The following is an 18,947-nucleotide window of genomic DNA, read 5'->3' on the forward strand; positions in this document are numbered from 1 at the left end:
CGTTATTCTAACGGCAAACTCATGCCTGTGTGTGCCAAGCTGATCCCTTCCAGCAGCCCGTAGTTGTACGTGATATCCACATCATGGGACATATGTGTAAACACCGTGCTTCCAGGCTTCAGTCTTCCTACAAGCTCCTGAGCCTCCAGCATGTCATATACCGAGCGGGTGGCATACTCCGCTTCCTCATGGTAAAAACTCGTCCCCAGCACGAGTAAATTCAGATTATGTAAAGGCAAAATTTCCGCCTCATTCAGTCCAATCGAATCTGAACAGTAGGCCCATGAGAAGCCGTCTTTTTCCAACCGATAAGCGTAAGCATATCCGTTCTTTCCGTGATTCACGCGCCATCCCCGGATGTTCCATCCGCCAAGCTGGACTCCCTGATCTACTGGAATAAGGTCCAAGTTTCCAGGGAGCCAGGAAAATTGACGCAGGATCGTATCAATCACTTCCTGTGGAGCGTACAGGCGCCCTCTGTTCCCCGTCCAGCGACAGGCATCCGCCCATTCTGGCAATCCTCCAATATGATCAAAATGTGCATGTGTCACGAGGATCGTAGGGATAAAACGCAGGCTGCGCAATTCTAACTGTCTACGCCAGTCGGGGCCACAATCAATCATAAAATCCTCTGTCTCGCTTTTGATCAGCACAGACGATCTCAACCTTACATTCGTTCCTGTCGTGCGTGCCTCTGTGCACACGAGACAATCACAATACACACGCGGAACCCCCATTGCATCCCCCGTGCCAAGAAAAATAAGACGATTCATGATTTAACTCCTATCTATCTGGGTGTTTTTACTACTATTATAACGAACATATCAAGTCTGCGTAAATCACCCCAGCGACCAACGACAAAAGGAGCATGTCCAAAGCCGTAAAACAGGCCAGACACCCCCCTTGTATGTGATCGTTTTATTTTCAAATGATGATAGGCATCGGGTCTTCCTTCAGGGGATTTTCCACCATCCAGCTGGACTCTTCATTATATAGATAGGCCCGATGCACCAACACTCGCACCTGCTGACCAGGTTCCAGCGTAGACTTCTCCAATGAACGGTATGTCATGAGACGCTGGTCCCCGACCTGTACTTCAACCATCCATTCACTCCCGCGAAAATGTAAATGCTTCACAATGCCTTCCTCGGTCGCCGACAGCAACGCAAATTCCTCACTAGGTCCGACATCAATGTACTCCGGACGAATCAAGGCACGTGTTCCCACTCCGGCAGCTTCCTCGAAGCCTCTGAGACTACCCGCCTGTTCAATCACCGTGGATTCCCCAATAAAAGAAGCCACAAACGGGGTCCCCGGTTTTTTATAGATATCCCAAGGCGTTCCCTTCTGCTCCAGTCGACCTTGATTAATCACCATAATTTCATCGGCTACTTCAATCGCCTCATCCTGATCATGGGTGACGAAAATGGAGGTAATACCCACCCTCTCAATCAACTCTCGCAACCAGGTACGCAGCTCCTGACGAATCTTGGCGTCAATAGCCGCAAATGGTTCATCCAGCAGCAGTAGTTGAGGCTCCGGTGCCAAAGCACGCGCGAAAGCAACCCGTTGTCGCTGTCCACCTGACAATTGATGCGGATAACGATGCTCAAAGCCTTTGAGCCCCGTGAGTTCGACCAGCTCAGTGACCCTTTCCTTGATGCGGGCTTTGGAGCTTTTTTTCACTTTCAAACCAAAGGCAATATTGTCGTACACGCTCATATGCTTGAACAAAGCATAGTTTTGAAATACAAATCCGATTCCACGCTCCTGTGGTGCCAGCTCGTTTACCCTTTTTCCATGAAAGTGAATCTCTCCTGCATCCGGTTGCTCCAGCCCTGCCAAAATACGAAGAATGGAGGTTTTTCCCCCGCCGCTTGGACCGAGCAAACCAATAAGATGGCCCGTCTGAATATCAAAAGATACGTCCTTTACCGCATGAAAATTACCGAAATGCTTGTTTAACCCTCTTACTTCCACATGCATATCCGTACACTTCCTTTCCGCTTCTGGACCAGTTCAGGAACAGCAGCAGCCTTGCTTACCGCAAAGCACGCACCTCATTCGAAAGCATTCAATTATTCCAATAAACTTACTTTGTTTTTCTTATGTGATACTTTATCAAAGGAAAGTAATTTTCGTCAACTCTATATATTATCTTGAGAATGAAAAGGGTAAAGTAATACATAGAAGGGAGATGGATTTATGTTGCATACTTTTGAATTATCCACTACACGGCGAGATGAAATGCGTGATATTACACGCGAAGTTGCGGCACTCATTGAAAAAAGCGGGGTGCAGCAAGGAACAGCTCTGATTTATTGTCCACACACGACTGCCGGCATCGCCATTAATGAAAATGCCGACCCAGACGTCAAACATGATGTCATTTTAAGGCTGGGTGAGGTTTATCCCTGGGAACATCCCCAATATCGCCATATGGAGGGAAATACGGCGTCCCACCTTAAATCCATTACAACAGGCCCCTCACAAACGGTTATCATTCATGATGGAAAGCTGTTGCTTGGACGATGGCAGGGACTTTATTTTTGTGAATTCGACGGCCCACGCAGACGTCAATACCATGTAAAAATTATGAAGGGCTGACGGAGGCATGCAAAAAAAACAGACGATGATGTTCCCCCGCTGGATACACCATCGTCTGTTAAATTCTTAGTCGCTTTCGCAAAGTACCGTAATGATAAGTCACCGTCATGAAGTGCAAACACCCAAAAAAGCGCCCTACATGTTCATAGCTGAAGCGTGTGAATGCAGGTACGCTCATAGTTGTCTGCACAGCAGCTTTACATGTGCTAAAGCAGCGGGCCTGATCTCTTCAAATGTTAAACCGTCCTGAATATAAAATGACACGAAGCCATGCATGGATAAAAACAGACTTTTCGGTACTCTTGAGCATTCTTCCTCCGAATGTCCCTGACCACTTAATTCCTGGCGAATCATAGACGCAAATAATTCCACACAACGGTTTTGCTCTGTACGACAGTATGCAAATAGTTCTTCATCATGCATCATGAACATAATTTCGTACTGATATGGATTTTCCAAGCCAAAACGGATATATTCCAACATCAGGTACTCCAATCTGCTCAAGCCATCATCAGGCGTGCCTGTTGCTGCTTGCAGTAGAATCCCACGCAATGTATTGAAATCTTCAATCACAATGGCATAGAACAGTTCAGCCTTCTCTTTAAAATGATAGTATAACGAACCATGACTGTAACCCAGATGCTGGCCAATGCTGCGCATTGAAATCGCACGGTAGCCTTTGGTGATAAACAAGTGCCTGGCCGCTTCCAGAATCCGCCCTCTTGACAACTCCTGTTCTACTGCTCTTCTAGCCATATTATTTATTCCCCTTCAATAAAGTAAAGCTGCTCTCCCTCCGACACAAGCGATTGTCCTTGTGTCAAGTCGGTTATCCAGTTGGAGAAGGATTCCGCATCACCAGCCAGCGGCAGACAGGTTAAGGTAACTTTATCCGTAAACATCGTTTCTCCAGTACGGATACTGCGATTACGTAATTCATTTTCCACTTTGCCCAACCAAGTATAATCCAACTCCACAAAAACTTCACGATGCAGCACACGCGTAATCGCATCCCCTGCTTCAATAGCTGCAACAGCACCATCTGAGTATGCACGAATCAGTCCGCCTGCTCCCAGCAAAATTCCACCAAAGTATCGAGTAACCACAATAGCGACATTTTTCAGCTTCTGATTGCGGATTACCTCCAAAATAGGCTTACCAGCCGTCCCACTCGGTTCTCCGTCATCGGATTGCTTTTGGATTTCATCTCTTTCCCCAATCATATAAGCCGAACAATTATGGGTAGCGTTCCAATGCTCTTTTTTGATGCGTTCTATAAAAGCAACTGCTTCTTCCTCATTTTGAACAGGCTGAATATGGCCGATAAAACGGGATTTTCGGATTACAATTTCCTTGTTGCCAGCACCGCGTACGGTTCGGTATTGTTCCAACATACACGTATAACCTTCCTTACTTCATTTTACAAGAAAGCAGTTCCCCGCTTCTGGCAGCTGGTGAACTGCTTTCCTGTACTTAATTGATGCTATACACTATAACGCTTCTGACCGAAAACCCTGTTTCGAATCAGAGATTATAGCTCCCTTATTCAGACAATCTTGCTTCAAGCTCAGCTTTTTCTTTTTCGAAGCCCGGTTTGCCAAGCAGCGCAAACATGTTCTTTTTGTAAGCTTCGACGCCGGGTTGATCGAACGGATTTACGCCCAACAGGTAGCCGCTGATGCCGCAAGCCTTTTCGAAGAAATAAGCAAGGTAGCCAAAAGAGTAAGGGCTCAAGTCAGGAATATTTACAATCAGGTTCGGTACTTGTCCGTCTGTGTGAGCCAGCAATGTACCTTGGAATGCTTTTTTGTTTACAAAATCCACCGTTTTGCCTGCCAGGAAATTCAGTCCATCCAGATCATCCTCATCTGCTTCGATGGTGATGTGACTAGGTACATTTTCTACTTGGATTACCGTTTCGAAAATGTTACGGCTACCTTCCTGAATGAATTGTCCCATAGAGTGCAGGTCTGTCGAGAAGTCAACAGAAGCAGGATAAATGCCTTTATAATCCTTACCTTCGCTTTCTCCGTACAGCTGTTTCCACCACTCAGATACGAAATGCAAAGACGGCTCATAGTTTACGAGAATTTCAATTGCTTTACCTTTACGGTACAAAGCGTTACGAACGGCTGCATATTGGTATGCCTCGTTCTCAGCTACATTCGGGTTGCTGTATTCTTTGGAAGCGTCCGCCGCACCTTGCATCATTTCTTCGATGTTGATGCCTGCTGTAGCAATCGGCAACAAGCCTACTGCTGTCAGCACGGAGTAACGGCCACCCACATCATCAGGAATAATGAAGGATTCATAGCCTTCCTCGTTAGCGAGCTTTTTCAAAGCGCCACGTTCTTTGTCCGTTGTCGCGTAAATACGTTTGCGTGCTTCTTCTTTACCGTATTTTTTCTCCAGAGCCGCACGGAATACGCGGAAAGCGATAGCTGGCTCTGTTGTCGTACCTGATTTGGAGATGACATTCACAGAGAAGTCTTTTCCTTCAATCAGTTCCAACAGATGATTCACATATGTAGAGCTGATGTTGTTGCCTGCAAAATAGATAGCGGGACCCTTGCGTTGATCTTTAGGCAGCGCATTGTAGAAAGAATGCGACAGCATTTCGATCGCAGCACGTGCTCCAAGGTAAGAACCACCAATACCGATTACAATCAATACCTCGGAATCGCTTTGAATTTTAGCAGCAGCCTTTTGGATGCGTGCAAATTCTTCTTTATCATAATTGGTAGGCAGGTCAATCCAACCCAAGAAATCGGAACCTACACCTGTTTGGTTGTGCAGTTGCTCATGAGCCAACTTGATAGGCTCTGCAAAATAATCAATTTCGTGCTGACCCACAAAGGAGAGCGCTTTTGTGTAATCAAAAATAACTTTTTTAGACATGTTTGGAACCTCCTGTTTGGTATTACTAAGACCATGAATACGAACATAAGGACTTAGGAATAGGATACTTTAATTTGCTGAGCCTGACAAGCTTGTGTTACCTGTATGTCCTGTGCCTTGACAGACCCTGCTGTAGATAGGGTAGCATGCCCATGCTACAATGAACTGAGATCAATCTGTTTCAATATTCAATTCAAGCCGAACTCGCATCTGCATCGGACGGCAACTTCCAACAAGAAAGGTGATTAGCAATGAAAAACATCGGATTTATCGGACTGGGCACCATGGGCGCCCCGATGGCATCCAATCTGCTAAAGCAGGGATTCGGAGTCACAGTTTATAATCGTACCGCTTCGCGCTGCGAACCCTTGATAGAGCAAGGCGCACGTACAGCTTCAACCCCTCGCGAAGCGGCCGAAGGGCAGCACCTGGTCATTACCATGGTCAGCGATGATCAATCAATACGTGACGTCTATTACGGTCAGGACGGCGTGTTTGCTGGTCTTACGGCTGGCATGACCGTGATGGACAACAGCACGATTTCACCTGAGTTAGTTAAACAACTGGCCGCTGAGGCGGACAAGCTGGGCTGCTCCTTCATTGACGCACCTGTAACAGGCAGCAAGCCTGCCGCTGTTGATGGAACACTCGTGTTCATGGTCGGCGGTCACGCAGAAGCGATTGCGGCACAATCAGATGTTTTTGATACCTTGGGCAAAAAAGTGCTCCATATGGGACCAAACGGCAGCGGAGCCGTAGCCAAGCTTGCTCACAATACGATGGTCGGTATAAATAACCTCGCTCTGGCCGAAGGCTTTGCTATCGCGGCTAAATCCGGCATTCCAGCAGACAGCTTCCTAGAATTGGTACAGCTCGGATCGGCAGGCAGCAAGGCCGCTGACCTGAAAGGGCGCAAAATCATCGAGCATGATTTTAGCAACCAGTTCTCACTTGCCCTGATGCTCAAGGATTTGAAGCTCGCTTCCTCACTCACAGACAGCCTGTCCATCCCTACGCCTATGTTGTCCATTGCTAAAAGCTTGTTCCAAGCCGGACAAACACAAGGCTACGGCGATGAGGATCTATCTGCCGTCGTAAAAACATACGAAGCATGGATTGGCCGCACTATTGGTGGTCAGCCTCTTGAATAAGCTGCACTTTTCTTTGTGACCATACTGCTGTGCCTTGTACTAATGACACAGCTTTAGGGTAAGAACACTTGGCTTGTAGCCTGAGTGCTCTTACCCTTTTCAGCTAATTATTCCGGATAAGAACAGCAATAATCCGTTACACTTCGTACTTCCAGCTTAAAGGAAGACTTCGCAGACACATGAAAGGTTGACGTGCCTTGTATTTCCAGCCATTCCTCGGTACCTGGAAGCAACACTCTCAGATCCCCTGCCAAAATCTCCATGATCTCACGGGAATCCGTACCGAACTCGTACGTTCCCGGCAGCATAATCCCCAGTGTTACCTTACTACCATCACCCAGAATAACTGTACGGCTTGTAACCTGACCATCGTAATAAACATTTGCTTTTTTAATTACGCTTACTCCATCGAACTGTGTCATTCGTTATCCCCTCATCTGCTCTCAATGGTGAATGAATATGGTGCATCATAACATAATTTGGATTCCAGTTTCAGTATGAAAATACACACTGTATCTGCGTACTCTATAGACTGATAATCCAAAAGTCATTTTTTCGAAAATACAAATGTATGAAACAAACAGCCGTAAGCCTTACTCAGGTTACGACTGTTTGTAATACATGGATTGCCACGATCAGGTAGGTCGTTTGCCAGCAATACACGATCATTGCTTTATGGACAAACTCTTCCTAATTGCTGATGCTCCAGTGTTTTATTTCAACAAAGCTTTTACACGGCTTACAACGTTCTCTACTGTAAAGCCGTATTCCTTAATTACGCGGTCGCCAGGTGCGGATGCGCCAAATGTGCTGATACCGAGAATGTCGCCTTGGTCGCCAACATATTTTTCCCATCCCAGTGGATACGCCATTTCTACAGCCAAACGAGCTTTAACTTCAGGCAGCAGAACGGAATCTTTGTAAGCTTTGTCTTGTTTTTCGAACAGATCCCAGCTTGGGAAGCTGATAACGCGTACTTGAATACCTTGTTCAGCCAGTGCTTCCTGTGCTTTAACAGCCAGTTGTACTTCGGAGCCTGTAGCCAGAATTTGAGCAACCGGTTTGCCGTCTGCTGCATCTGCAACCACATAAGCACCGCGTTTGATACCTTCACGTGCATGCTCAGCAGTAGCAGCCAGGATTGGCAGGTTTTGACGAGTCAATACCAGTGCAACCGGGTTTTTCTTGTTTTCCAGCGTGTAAGCCCAAGCAGCAGAAGTTTCATTACCGTCAGCCGGACGAATGACCGTCAGGTTCGGAATAATACGCAGAGAAGCCAATTGTTCAATCGGCTCATGAGTTGGACCATCTTCACCAACAGCAATACTGTCGTGAGTCAGAACGTAGGTTACAGGCAATCCCATCAGAGCTGCCAGACGAACGGCCGGACGCAGATAATCTGTAAATACGAAGAATGTACCGCCAAATACTTTTACACCTTGGTGCAACGCCATACCGTTCATTGCAGCAGCCATACCGAACTCGCGAATACCGAAGTAAATATTACGGCCAGCGTAGTCTTCTGGCGTAAAGTTCGTCAGGTTGTTCAAGTGTGTCATTGTGGAGCTTTCCAGGTCAGCAGATCCGCCTGTCAGGAAAGGAACGTTTGGAGCCAATCCGTTCAATGCATTACCAGAAGCTACACGAGTTGAAACTGCTTTGTCTTCTGTGGAGTATTTCGGAAGATCACGATCCCAACCTTCTGGAAGATCGCCGTTTACAGCTGTTTCGAACTGAGCTGCCAAATCAGGGTGAGCCGCTTTGTATTTCGCAAATTGTTCATCCCATGCTTTATTAGCAGCGATACCACGCTCTTTTACTTTAGCAAAGTGCTCGCGAACCTCTTGTGGTACGTGGAAATCCTCTTCGTATACCCATTTGTAGAATTCTTTAGTCAGTTTAGCTTCTTCTGCTCCCAGCGGGGAACCATGAGTACCGCCGTGTCCGCCTTTACCTTGTTTGTTCGGGCTTCCGTAACCGATGACTGTTTTTACTTCAATCAACGTAGGACGAGTCGAGTCGGCTTGTGCTTCTTCAATTGCTTTTTGGATCGCTGGAAGATCATTACCATCTTCTACGCGCAGCACTTGCCAGTTGTAAGCTTCAAAGCGTTTGGCAACACTCTCGGAAGAAGACAGATTAAGCTTGCCATCCAGTGTAATATCATTGGAATCAAACAATACGATCAGCTTACCCAGTTGAAGGCGACCAGCCAGCGAAGCAGCTTCGTGGGAAATACCTTCCATTAGATCGCCATCGCCACAAATAGCATATGTGAAGTGATCCACAACTTTAAATTCGTCTTTATTATATGTTGCACCCAGTTGTGCTTCTGCCATAGCCATACCTACGGACATTGCTAAACCTTGTCCCAGAGGTCCAGTTGTAGCATCTACACCGGCAGTGTGTCCAAACTCAGGGTGACCCGGTGTAAGGCTGCCCCATTGACGGAATTGCTTCAGCTCTTCCATAGGCAGATCATATCCGCTCAGGTGCAGAAGGCTGTATAGCAACATAGAACCGTGTCCTGCAGACAGTACAAAACGGTCACGGTTCACCCATGTTGGGCGATCTGGGTTATGGTTCATTGTTTTAGCAAAAAGTTGGTAGCCCATTGGCGCGGAGCCCATCGGCATACCAGGGTGTCCTGAATTTGCTTTCTCGATGGCATCAATTGCCAACGTACGAATTGTTGTGATGGACAAATTGTCGATAGTGGAGTTTTCATCCTTTTGAATCGCTTGATTCTGGTCAGTCATGGTTTGCCTCCTCATATTGTATGAAGTATGTCAATTGCATTCGGTCATACTCTTCAAAATCACCGTCTCATATAGAAACAGAGACTATTGAAGTGAGTGAATCTGCTTGAATGTTTCAATATGACTTATACACTCATAAGTATTGTACCATTTGCCGTGGAAGTTTGCCAGATCGTTTGTAAAGATGATTGTCGAAATGCTCGAAATATAGTACAGCCCTCATATCAATATACCCGTTATGTATTAACATCATTTAAAAGATAATGAAATCGTAAAAAAATTTATATAGGGCCCAGAAATAATGCAAATACCCCAAACAAAAAAAAAAGCCCATTATGCACTGGGCTTTGTTTAATCCAAAAGGTATACTCGCAAGTTTTCATCAATTTGAAATTTTTAAGTTCAATTAAAAACGACCGTTTTGTTCTCATGAACCAGTATACGATCCTCAGTATGCCACTTCACGGCTCTTGCCAACACGACCCGTTCAATAGTACGACCGATCCGTTTTAGCTCATTTACATCATCTCCGTGGCTTACCCGCTGTACGTCCTGCTCAATGATCGGACCACCGTCCAATTCCTCGGTTACATAATGCGCAGTAGCACCAATAATTTTCACACCACGATTATAAGCTTGGGCATACGGCTTACCACCCACGAATGCAGGTAGAAAGGAATGATGGATATTGATAATCCGGTTGCGATAATGCTCAATAAACTTAGGCGAAATAATCTGCATATACCTAGCCAAAATGATCACATCAATCTCTTCGCCAATGACCTCTAGCTGACGGCGCTCTGCCTCTGGCTTCGTATCGGCTGTCACCGGGATATGGTGATATGGAATGCCAAAGGATTCCACATACTCCTTCATATCCGGATGATTACTAACCACCAATGCAATATCCGCCTCCAGATCGCCTGCCTGCCATTGCCACAGCAGTTCTACCAGACAGTGATCTTCTTTAGAAACGAAAATAGCCAGTTTTTTCTTGCGGCTGACCGCAGAAATCGTCCACTCCATACGGAATTGCTCGGCAACAGCGACAAAGTCCTGCTCCAGTTGCGACTGAGCTGCACTCAAATTCGGCAAATCAAATTCAATCCGCATAAAAAACATACCGCCGGACGGGTCCATTGTATATTGGTCAGATTGAACGATATTGGCCCCATGCTCGTACAAAAAGCGGGACACAGTCGCTACAATACCTGGACCATCTGGACAAGATACAAGCATGCGCGCACGGTTTTCATGTGTAGATACAGTGCTGTTTGACTGATTTTTTACGTGAAGTTCCATGTGGCTATTAGTCCCCCTTATCTTATACCGTCACTGGCAGATGACTACCGGCAAAACAGGCAATCAACCGTTGATTAATGTGTTCTTCGCTCATCTCTGGAAACAGTCCTGCTTCCGTTATCATGTCATACAGACGCTCCAGCGGCTCACGTGGGTCTGCTTTTCTTGCTTTGGCATCATTTTTCAGCAGAGTCCAGGTGTCCAGTACAAATTTACGGACATCCACATCCTGTTTTTTGAAAAACGAATGCAGCTGCTCCACCTGACCCAAAAACTCATCCCCAAAGCGTTCCTTTACATTACCACGAAGCAAAGCAATCTCAACTTCATACATTGGTCGTTGAGTTTTGGCTTCTTTTCCAATCCACGGCGTCTCCAAAATAAACGGACGTCCTTGAAGTGCTTCATGATGTACCACATTATGAATAGTCTGATAACCAATCCAACCTGATCCAATCGGAGTATGGCGGTCTTTATGCGCGCCAACTGGGTTCTTACTGTCATTAATGTGAACAACTTGGATGCGATTCAAGCCGATAATACGGTCAAACTGCTCCAGTACACCGTCCAAATCATTGACAATGTCATAACCCGCATCATGAATGTGACAGGTGTCCATACAAACCGTCAGACGCTCGTTGCGCTCTACTTTATCTATAATGGAGGCAATTTCCTCAAAGCTACGACCCATTTCTGTGCCTTTGCCAGCCATCGTTTCAAGTGCAATGTTGACATCTGTCTCCTTCACACCGTTCAGTACCTCGTTTAAACCATCGGCAATACGCCCAATTCCGTACTCTGCATCTTTATCTGTAAAAGCCCCCGGATGCAGCACGATATTTTTCACACCAATCGCATGTGTGCGCCGAATTTCCTCCTGAAGAAAGCTGACCGCAAGCTCATAGGTATTTTCTTTGTAGGAGCCGAGATTGATGATATACGGAGCATGCACCACGATATCTTCCATTCCCTTTTCCGCCATTAGCTGCTTGCCTTCCTCTAAATACATGGACTCCATCGGCTTACGGCGCGTATTTTGCGGTGCCCCCGTGTATATCATAAACGAGCTGGACCCGTAAGAAGACGCTTCTTTTGTAGCGCTGAGCAAACCCTTGTCTGAGAAAGACACATGAGAACCAATTTTCAGCATGATTTTGACTCATCCCCCTATCCTGTTATGCTTGTCTTATTTTAATTTATTCATTTTAACGTGATTATTGAAATCAAACAACATAGCGTTTATGGCAACTTTTTTAGGTGACTCCCTAAGGGAACCTACAGACATAGCGCACATCAGAATATATGTTATTGAAATGTAGGTAGATTAAAGCATGAATGGACTTTCTTTTGCGTACACCAGATACATTCAATATGAAGCTTTTGTATCAAAAAGGGTTATATTTTATAACAGAAACATTTTTTGAATTGGAAGGAGAATAACTCCATGAATATCATCGTATGCGGAGGAACTGGATTGGTGGGGAGTGCACTGGTCAAAAGTCTGCTAGATGACGGATATACCGTGAAAGTCATTACACGCAAGCCGCTGGTTGGACATGAAGCGAGCCCTCGCTTGCAGTATATGAGCTGGAACGAATTAAAACAAAAACCTGAATTACTGGAAAGTACAGATGCGGTCGTTAATTTAGCAGGTGAGACGCTGAATCAGCGCTGGACGGACAAGTCCAAACAAAGAATTCTTCAATCACGACTGCTGTCCGTTGCCCGGTTGGCTCAAGCGTTGAATGCTCTGCAAAAAAAACCGAAAGTTATCATTCAGGCTTCGGCTGTTGCCGCCTATGGTACTTCCCTGACCGAAACATTTGACGAAAAAAGTCCGCGTCGTTCGGAGGATTATCTGTCTCAGGTAGTTGAGCAGTGGGAGGAAGCAGCCAACGCCTACCCTACCGATGCCCGTTTAATTAATTTACGCATCAGCCTAGTGCTGGATAGAAAAAAAGGAGCATTTCCACTCATGAAGATGCCTTACGTCTTCGGATTCGGTGGAAAAATAGGTAGCGGCCATCAATGGATAAGTTGGATTCATATTGCCGATATCGTTCGTCTGATCTCGTACTGCATTCATACACCAGAGATTTCCGGGGCAGTGAACGCTTCATCACCACACCCCATGACGAACGACCAATTTGGGAAAACAGTAGCTAAGGTATATCGTCGTCCGCACTGGTTTCCCGTTCCTGGCTTTCTAGTCCAAAAGCTATTGGGTGAGATGAGCACGCTTGTATTAGACGGTCAAAAGGTAATACCGCGTAAAGCGCTGGAGCACGGATTTAAGTTTAAGTATTCTTCACTGAAGGAAGCGCTAGAGGAACTCCATTCTTCTCACAAGTAGCGTTGAATTAAAAAATGAACTCTATGGATGATAGATAATATCTTTGTATCTCTACCAGCTTAGGGTTCATTTTTGATTTAGACATAATCTATCAATTAAACTTGAGATCTTTGAGTTGTCTTGTTTTAGGCCTATGAATGGTCTTCTAGTTATAAAAAAGAAGCCCAGAATATAACAGGCCTCTTCTTAACATATATCCATTTAACGTTTACTCAAGATGCATTAGAGGATTTAAAAGAGTCCAATCGATAAATATAAGAGACTCCAGCGATTTTAAAAGTATCTCCATCCTTCATAGTATACTCCTTATAAGGCACCATAGGCTCTCCATTCAGCACTGTTCCGTTCGTCGAGGATAAATCTTTAATGATATGGCTTTGTCCTCCTGTAACTATACAAAGCTCAATATGAGAACGGGAAACTCCATCGGTATGCTCTACAAACTGGACCAATTGCGGATCTCTTCCGATGATAAAGCTACCTCCAACGAATTGGTCTGGCTGCAACCGTATGCGCTCGGTTTCTCCACTCCCAGATAACTTACGATCCAAACAAGCAATCGGCGAGTGCTGAACAGTTGGACTCGGTATCTCTTGATCCGGACGAAGCAGCACGGTTTCCTGCTTGGATATAGTATTGAGTAGCTCCGTTACCCCGGACAAGGACTTATAATAAGCCTCGCTAGTATCGCTGTCGTCCAATTCATTTCCCCGCATGGCACCTTTCCTCGAAGGCTCGTGCAAGTCATAATTTGTACTTACTTTCCCTCCATCCTCCGTCGTTCGGCTTCCCATGCTTTTAGATTCTGAGTCTGGAAAAGTCCAACGCCAGCTTTCCTGTCCTTGATCACTTGAATCGGATGATTGCTTGTCATGATGATGGCGTCCCGCTACAAACCCAGTTAGCTTATCTACCTGATAACGGTCATTTTTTCGCTGTGCTGGAGAAGCACCTCCTAACCATTCCGAATCCAATACAGGTACTGCCTCGCTATAAAAAGGAGATAAAGCTCGATTGCGCTCTAATTTCCCCGTCCAGCTTATATAAGCAACAGCGACAAGCACTAAAGTCAGCACAATCGAAATAAGCAAGGGAACCGTCTCTGGATGATCCAAATAAATATAACGCCAAACAATGGCCGAGGCGAGCAAACATCCGAGAGAAATGTATGTTTTATATTTTTGTAATTTAGGCTCCACCTCTTCATTTTCCATTTCGTTGTCGGCTCCTACCTCGACATTCTCCTCTGATTTTGCGGACTGCTTGAGTCGATTGACTCGCTTAAGCCCCTGAATTTCCTGCAGAGTCTCCCGATGTTCTTGGCCGTACGTTCTTCCGCCACGATCTGTATCGTTATCCTGTATGGTATGAGAGGAATGAACAGATGATCTACCTTCAGCCTGACCGCTGATGCTCTGTTCACCAGTCGCCATCCCTTGTAATAGTAGTTCCTTCAACGCGCTCAACTCAAATTCATTTCTATCGCATAGATCAAGTATGCGCTGTATAGATTCTCCCTGAAGGTGAGCCACACGAGTCATCAAACGAATAACCATCTGCTTAAAATAGCTACCTGTTTGTTGCGTATACTGTACACTGCACAAAGGAACATAGGTTAAACTAACGTTCTTCCTTGTGCCTGAACCGCTTATAAAAATGTAATCTTCGTGCAAAATAAACTGGCGGATATTTAACATATATTGTGGGCTACGATGAAGAGCATCTACTACTTCAAAAAGAATCCGGTAGAAATCAGAAGTCGACACATTCCCACCTTTCCATACTTGGGAAAGCATACGTTGCCCCGAAATATCGTAATGTAACTCGATCTGAAAATCGACTTCTTTTATTCTAAGTTCCAGCAGACCGGGAATCCGATTACCAGTCATCATTCGGGTCTGTACAGAATTTAAATCATCGGTCTTGAGCCCGCCTTCCTTGTTTAGAATCATAAACGTCCCGCCATTGCGAGCAAAATCCCTGCTTAAACCAAACAATTCATGACCTCCTTAACAATTCTTATTCCCTGAGGTAGCATGATCTCCCCAAGCGGACACGTCATGACAAGAAGTAAAGATAAGCGCTGACCGCTCCTGGAATGACTGCCGTCATAAAGGGAAACCTGAGGTGCGCTTCTCTCCCACTAGTCAGCGCTTTGCCGCTGCGAAATAGGAAAAATCCTCCTAAATTAAACGCCACGCGTCGTAATCTCATGATGGTTTCCCTCCTCCATAGCAAAATCCCTATACCAATAATGCCTGCAAAAAAAATCGAATATAGAGCCGATTGCCACGCAAAAGCTGCACCTGTCCATGCTCCAATTAAGCCAAACAGCTTTACATCTCCTGCACCAATTGCTCCCATCCAGTACAAAATCAGCATGAATCCAAAGCCGGTGCCAAGACCAGCAATAGCAAATAAAAAACCGTGCCAGCCTCCGAACAGAGTATTGAACAGCAAACCCACCGCTATGCCGGGCAATGTAAGCTTATTAGGGATTTTCATGCTTCGTAAATCTGTCACTAGCGCGATCGCCAGCAGAACTCCACACACAATATACATCCATGTCAATGCGGTCTTCCCCCTTCATAACAATGAAAATTAGCAGGCCTGCCAAATCATTTTTCATTGTAGTTAACTCTATAAGTCTATATCTAGCCTATCCATCAGTTGTCTTCTGCACAGAAAACGGAACCTCAATACGTTGGCCATCCTCCGTTTCAATGACAAAGCTCCATTGACCTGGTGTTGTGTTTGTTCCTACAAACCAGTTCCATTCAACAATCCCGTCTGCATTGGCTGAGGTCCAGCCCAAGTGCTGAGCTGTGCTTTCACCTGACTTATAAAGTACAGAAAGGGTAGCATTCGTCCCAGGTTCAACCTTGGCCTTGATCAAATTGTATACACCCTTCACAGCAGGCTCAGGCTTGACAAGCAACTGTATGGAATGCTGCGCATCCTTATCCCCTGTTTCATCACCTGTACCTGCTCCCTCTCCTGTATCACCAATCCAAAGACGTTCCTCAGCCGCCGCTTGGAGCACAATGTTGCGATACAAAAAGGGGACTTTCATCGGTAGTTCATACGATAGCTCTACTCTAAAATAAGGGTCCTTAGTTTCTGTAAGAGAGGGTACATGTACGCTCGTTATATGAATACGGTCATACTCCAGAATACTTTTCTCCATAAAAGGCTTTAGCATCGGCTTCAGAACAGGATCAAGTGCAGCCTCCGTCAAGCGTCCCCGCAACTCCTCCAGCGGCTTTTGACCGCCTTGAACAGCGTTTTCTACCCAGTCGCCGATTGGAGGTGGCAGTTGGGCAGCGAATTGGCTTGCATATTCACTCACAGATAACTTAGGAAGTTCATCTAGCGGTTTGCGGACTGCATCTATTTTAGCGGACGCCGCCTCCACGGCTAGAGACACCGGGTAGATTTTAGCCGAAACCTGCTTAACCGTTTCTGAAGCGGTAGTCTGCAAGGCTGTGGAGACCAGTGTCATTTGGACCATATAAATGAGAAAAATAATAAAAAACAAAAACAATGGCAATACCAGTGACGCTTCTAAAACAATACTTCCTTGTTCACGCTGCTTCAATCCACAAGCCTGCCGTAGATAATGATTAATAGGAAAAATGCGCTGTTTTCGTGACATAGTACACACTTCCCTTAATACTCTCGTCTTCTTTGGAGGCGGTTCCGAGCATTTTCATTACTCCAGGTAGAAACCACAGCCTCATCCCATTCTTGACCTCACCCTTCGCATACGTCCGTCGCTCAGCTGGATTGACATCTGTATTCAGGCGGATCAGAGCAAGCATACGGGACATTTTTCGTTCATTATTGCTATGGAGCATCAGGAACAATCGCAAATGATCCTTGTAAGTCATTCGAAATTTCAGAAAATCAGACAAAGGCACATCCCCTTTTTGTGCCAGCATGATTATATCTTCAATCGCCTTCTCTACTCCATATAACAAAGCTGCCGCCAAAACGACCAACGGGTTACCCTTTGAACTGTTTTTGACCAGTCCCTCCATCGTTCGAATGGCAAGCCTCATAGCAAAAATCTCCCCATAGGCAGATGCCAGATTACCCGTCGGATTATGAAACCCATACAAGATGTACTCAACTTCCTGATTATTCACCTCCAGCTGGTCCCCTAAAATCTGTGCAGCATTACCCACATTTCCACCTGATCCGGCCAAACTACCAAATCGGCTGAAATCCACATGATGGAAGTAAGAAAGCGCGTACTCATTCTGGTAAAACTCGTCTCCCAGTTGAATCAGTAAGTTAGATGCCGCCTCATATAGACCATCCATTCTATCCATGGAAGCCCCCGTTGCATCATAGGTGTCATAGGACAAATCAGCGGATACAGATGGACTGGATGAAGACTGATTGAACGAAATACTTTCATTGTAATACTGCTCCACTACTTGGAATTGCTCAGCACTTTGTTTACCTTTAGAAAGAACCTCAATGATCCGATAAGCTTTCTTGAGCTTGTTTTTTGCCTCTCTTTCCATTTTTTTGCGCTCTTTGTCAGGGCCGCGTCGCGTATCCATCGTTCTGGCCTCACCGTCGAGTACATTGGCGGGTCCTGCCCAAGCATATGCATTTAAGTATTTATCTATCTCCTTGAGCGTTGAAGCAACTTCTTGCTTGAGCATGTCTGCATTCAAAAATGGATCTGTATAAAAAGACAGCGTACGCATCATGCTCGTTATTCTATTGTTAGCAGTATTTATTGCGATCCTTTGCTTTTCGATTCCTGCTTCCCATTGCTCAAATTCATTGCTCGGAACCAACAAATCCTCTGCCCTTTGCCGGGCACTTCCTACAGACGGATCAGCGTTGGAGCCTGCTCCGCTTGGGGTGGGGGCTGCAGAAACCTCGTCATAGCCTGCATTGGCCGCCCTCTGCTTATATTGAACAATGACTTTGCGCATTTCTTCATTAATCTGCCGGGCTTCATTTAACGGTTCCTTGGCTTGCAGAAGCAGCTTATCATGCTCCTCTCCAGTCTGAACCATGACCTGTCGCAGGCGATCCAGTGCTTTCCTTGCCCTTCTTGCATATTTCTCCATCTGCATGATTTTAACGTCATCCACACTCTTCTTGTTGTCCTCATATACATGTACGTAATGCTTATATTGAGCAGCAATGTCGGCTACAACTTCAAGTGGGTCCCATATATACTGATTAGGCATATATGTCCCCCTCTGTTTAATAATCCGTTTGCGAACCTCTTCCATATAAGCTCCTGCCTTACGCTGTTTCTCCAGCATGTCATCCAGTTTGGCCTCACGTCTGTCATACAGCTTTTGCAGCCGTTTCAGCAAATCTACCGTGTGTGAAGCCTCCTTCATATTTTGAGAGAGTGGCTTTAGCTTTTCTAGCACTTCCATCGTAAAATCGACAGGCGCTTTATACTTCATCTCTTCACGGATCTGCTCGTTAAATATGGCATATTTACCAAGCTCCCTTTCCATTTGCAGTGAACTGGAATCCAGCTTCATATTCATTAGCGGTAGCGCTTCCGCGCGCGCCGTACGCCGCGCACTGTCATTCAGCACTTTAACCATAATTTGTTCTCCGCCGCCTTCACCATAAGCAAACAAACCATACTCCTGTTGTAATGCCGGATCATAAGCAGACATCACTGACCGTACCGCTGCATGGGTCAGCCGTTCGGTCTGCACATGCAGCGCAGCAATTCTCGCGTAATCAATAAATACAGCAATAAAACCGAACATGACCGCCAAAATCAGAATGAGGAATACCGTGACAGCACCTGATTCTCCGTCCTTTGTATTTCGTCCCTTACCAAACACCCGCTTCCTCCTTTCCAGTTATATTCCCGTTAACTAC

General features: G+C 45.6%; 16 protein-coding genes. 3 read left to right on the forward strand and 13 right to left on the reverse strand.

Going from position 1 to position 18,947, the window contains the following annotated elements; translation table 11 throughout:
* Window positions 1-2: 2 nt before the first annotated feature.
* Entirely contained in the window at window positions 3-773 is a 771-nt protein-coding gene (locus C0638_RS01075; protein WP_025677791.1) for an MBL fold metallo-hydrolase, read from the reverse strand.
* Between the two features lie 151 nt (window positions 774-924).
* Window positions 925-1,986, reverse strand: coding sequence for a sulfate/molybdate ABC transporter ATP-binding protein (locus C0638_RS01080; RefSeq protein ID WP_058711832.1), 1,062 nt, complete (start codon window positions 1,984-1,986; stop codon window positions 925-927).
* 219 nt (window positions 1,987-2,205) lie between these two features.
* Between C0638_RS01080 and C0638_RS01085 the strand changes: the two genes are divergently transcribed.
* Complete coding sequence (locus C0638_RS01085; protein WP_058711833.1) at window positions 2,206-2,607, forward strand: secondary thiamine-phosphate synthase enzyme YjbQ; 402 nt, start codon at window positions 2,206-2,208, stop codon at window positions 2,605-2,607.
* A gap of 174 nt (window positions 2,608-2,781) precedes the next feature.
* Here C0638_RS01085 and C0638_RS01090 read toward each other — a convergent pair whose 3' ends face one another.
* From C0638_RS01090 to C0638_RS01100, 3 genes are all read right to left on the reverse strand, one after another.
* Complete coding sequence (locus C0638_RS01090) at window positions 2,782-3,363, reverse strand: TetR/AcrR family transcriptional regulator (RefSeq protein WP_013369977.1); 582 nt, start codon at window positions 3,361-3,363, stop codon at window positions 2,782-2,784.
* Between the two features lie 5 nt (window positions 3,364-3,368).
* On the reverse strand, window positions 3,369-4,001 hold the full coding sequence (locus tag C0638_RS01095; RefSeq protein WP_058711834.1) for a YigZ family protein: 633 nt from the start codon (window positions 3,999-4,001) through the stop codon (window positions 3,369-3,371).
* A 148-nt stretch (window positions 4,002-4,149) separates the two neighbouring features.
* A complete protein-coding gene (locus C0638_RS01100) occupies window positions 4,150-5,505 on the reverse strand; it encodes a glucose-6-phosphate isomerase (RefSeq protein ID WP_013369975.1) in 1,356 nt (451 codons plus the stop codon).
* Between the two features lie 251 nt (window positions 5,506-5,756).
* Here C0638_RS01100 and C0638_RS01105 point away from each other — a divergent pair, with 251 nt between their 5' ends.
* Window positions 5,757-6,656 carry an NAD(P)-dependent oxidoreductase gene (locus C0638_RS01105; protein WP_058711835.1) on the forward strand — a complete coding sequence of 300 codons (900 nt, stop codon included), beginning with the start codon at window positions 5,757-5,759 and terminating at the stop codon, window positions 6,654-6,656.
* Window positions 6,657-6,763: 107 nt separating this feature from the next.
* On the opposite strand, the gene ppnP is transcribed toward C0638_RS01105, so the two are convergent.
* From ppnP to C0638_RS01125, 4 genes are all read right to left on the reverse strand, one after another.
* Window positions 6,764-7,078, reverse strand: a complete 315-nt coding sequence (gene ppnP, locus C0638_RS01110; RefSeq protein ID WP_058711836.1) for a pyrimidine/purine nucleoside phosphorylase — start codon at window positions 7,076-7,078, stop codon at window positions 6,764-6,766.
* A 291-nt stretch (window positions 7,079-7,369) separates the two neighbouring features.
* Window positions 7,370-9,415, reverse strand: coding sequence for a transketolase (gene tkt / locus C0638_RS01115; RefSeq protein WP_013369972.1), 2,046 nt, complete (start codon window positions 9,413-9,415; stop codon window positions 7,370-7,372).
* Window positions 9,416-9,817: 402 nt separating this feature from the next.
* Complete coding sequence (gene purU, locus C0638_RS01120) at window positions 9,818-10,717, reverse strand: formyltetrahydrofolate deformylase (protein ID WP_058711837.1); 900 nt, start codon at window positions 10,715-10,717, stop codon at window positions 9,818-9,820.
* A 22-nt stretch (window positions 10,718-10,739) separates the two neighbouring features.
* Window positions 10,740-11,867, reverse strand: coding sequence for a deoxyribonuclease IV (locus tag C0638_RS01125; protein WP_058711838.1), 1,128 nt, complete (start codon window positions 11,865-11,867; stop codon window positions 10,740-10,742).
* Between the two features lie 294 nt (window positions 11,868-12,161).
* On the opposite strand from C0638_RS01125, the gene C0638_RS01130 reads away from it, so the two are divergent.
* A complete protein-coding gene (locus C0638_RS01130; RefSeq protein ID WP_040101851.1) occupies window positions 12,162-13,070 on the forward strand; it encodes a TIGR01777 family oxidoreductase in 909 nt (302 codons plus the stop codon).
* 212 nt (window positions 13,071-13,282) lie between these two features.
* Here the strand turns inward: C0638_RS01130 and C0638_RS01135 are convergent, their stop codons facing one another.
* The 4 genes from C0638_RS01135 to C0638_RS01150 all read right to left on the reverse strand — a co-directional run bounded on the left by C0638_RS01135 (window position 13,283) and on the right by C0638_RS01150 (window position 18,910).
* Window positions 13,283-15,067 carry a DUF6382 domain-containing protein gene (locus C0638_RS01135; RefSeq protein WP_040101852.1) on the reverse strand — a complete coding sequence of 595 codons (1,785 nt, stop codon included), beginning with the start codon at window positions 15,065-15,067 and terminating at the stop codon, window positions 13,283-13,285.
* A gap of 61 nt (window positions 15,068-15,128) precedes the next feature.
* Window positions 15,129-15,641, reverse strand: coding sequence for an A24 family peptidase (locus C0638_RS01140; protein WP_013369967.1), 513 nt, complete (start codon window positions 15,639-15,641; stop codon window positions 15,129-15,131).
* Window positions 15,642-15,729: 88 nt separating this feature from the next.
* On the reverse strand, window positions 15,730-16,725 hold the full coding sequence (locus tag C0638_RS01145) for a pilus assembly protein (RefSeq protein ID WP_058711839.1): 996 nt from the start codon (window positions 16,723-16,725) through the stop codon (window positions 15,730-15,732).
* A complete protein-coding gene (locus C0638_RS01150; RefSeq protein ID WP_058711840.1) occupies window positions 16,694-18,910 on the reverse strand; it encodes a DUF5702 domain-containing protein in 2,217 nt (738 codons plus the stop codon). The genes C0638_RS01145 and C0638_RS01150 overlap by 32 nt, the downstream gene beginning before the upstream one ends.
* Window positions 18,911-18,947 lie beyond the last annotated feature (37 nt).

The organism is Paenibacillus sp. lzh-N1 (assembly GCF_002872435.1).
In the GTDB taxonomy this organism is placed as follows: Bacteria; Bacillota; Bacilli; order Paenibacillales; family Paenibacillaceae; genus Paenibacillus; species Paenibacillus polymyxa_C.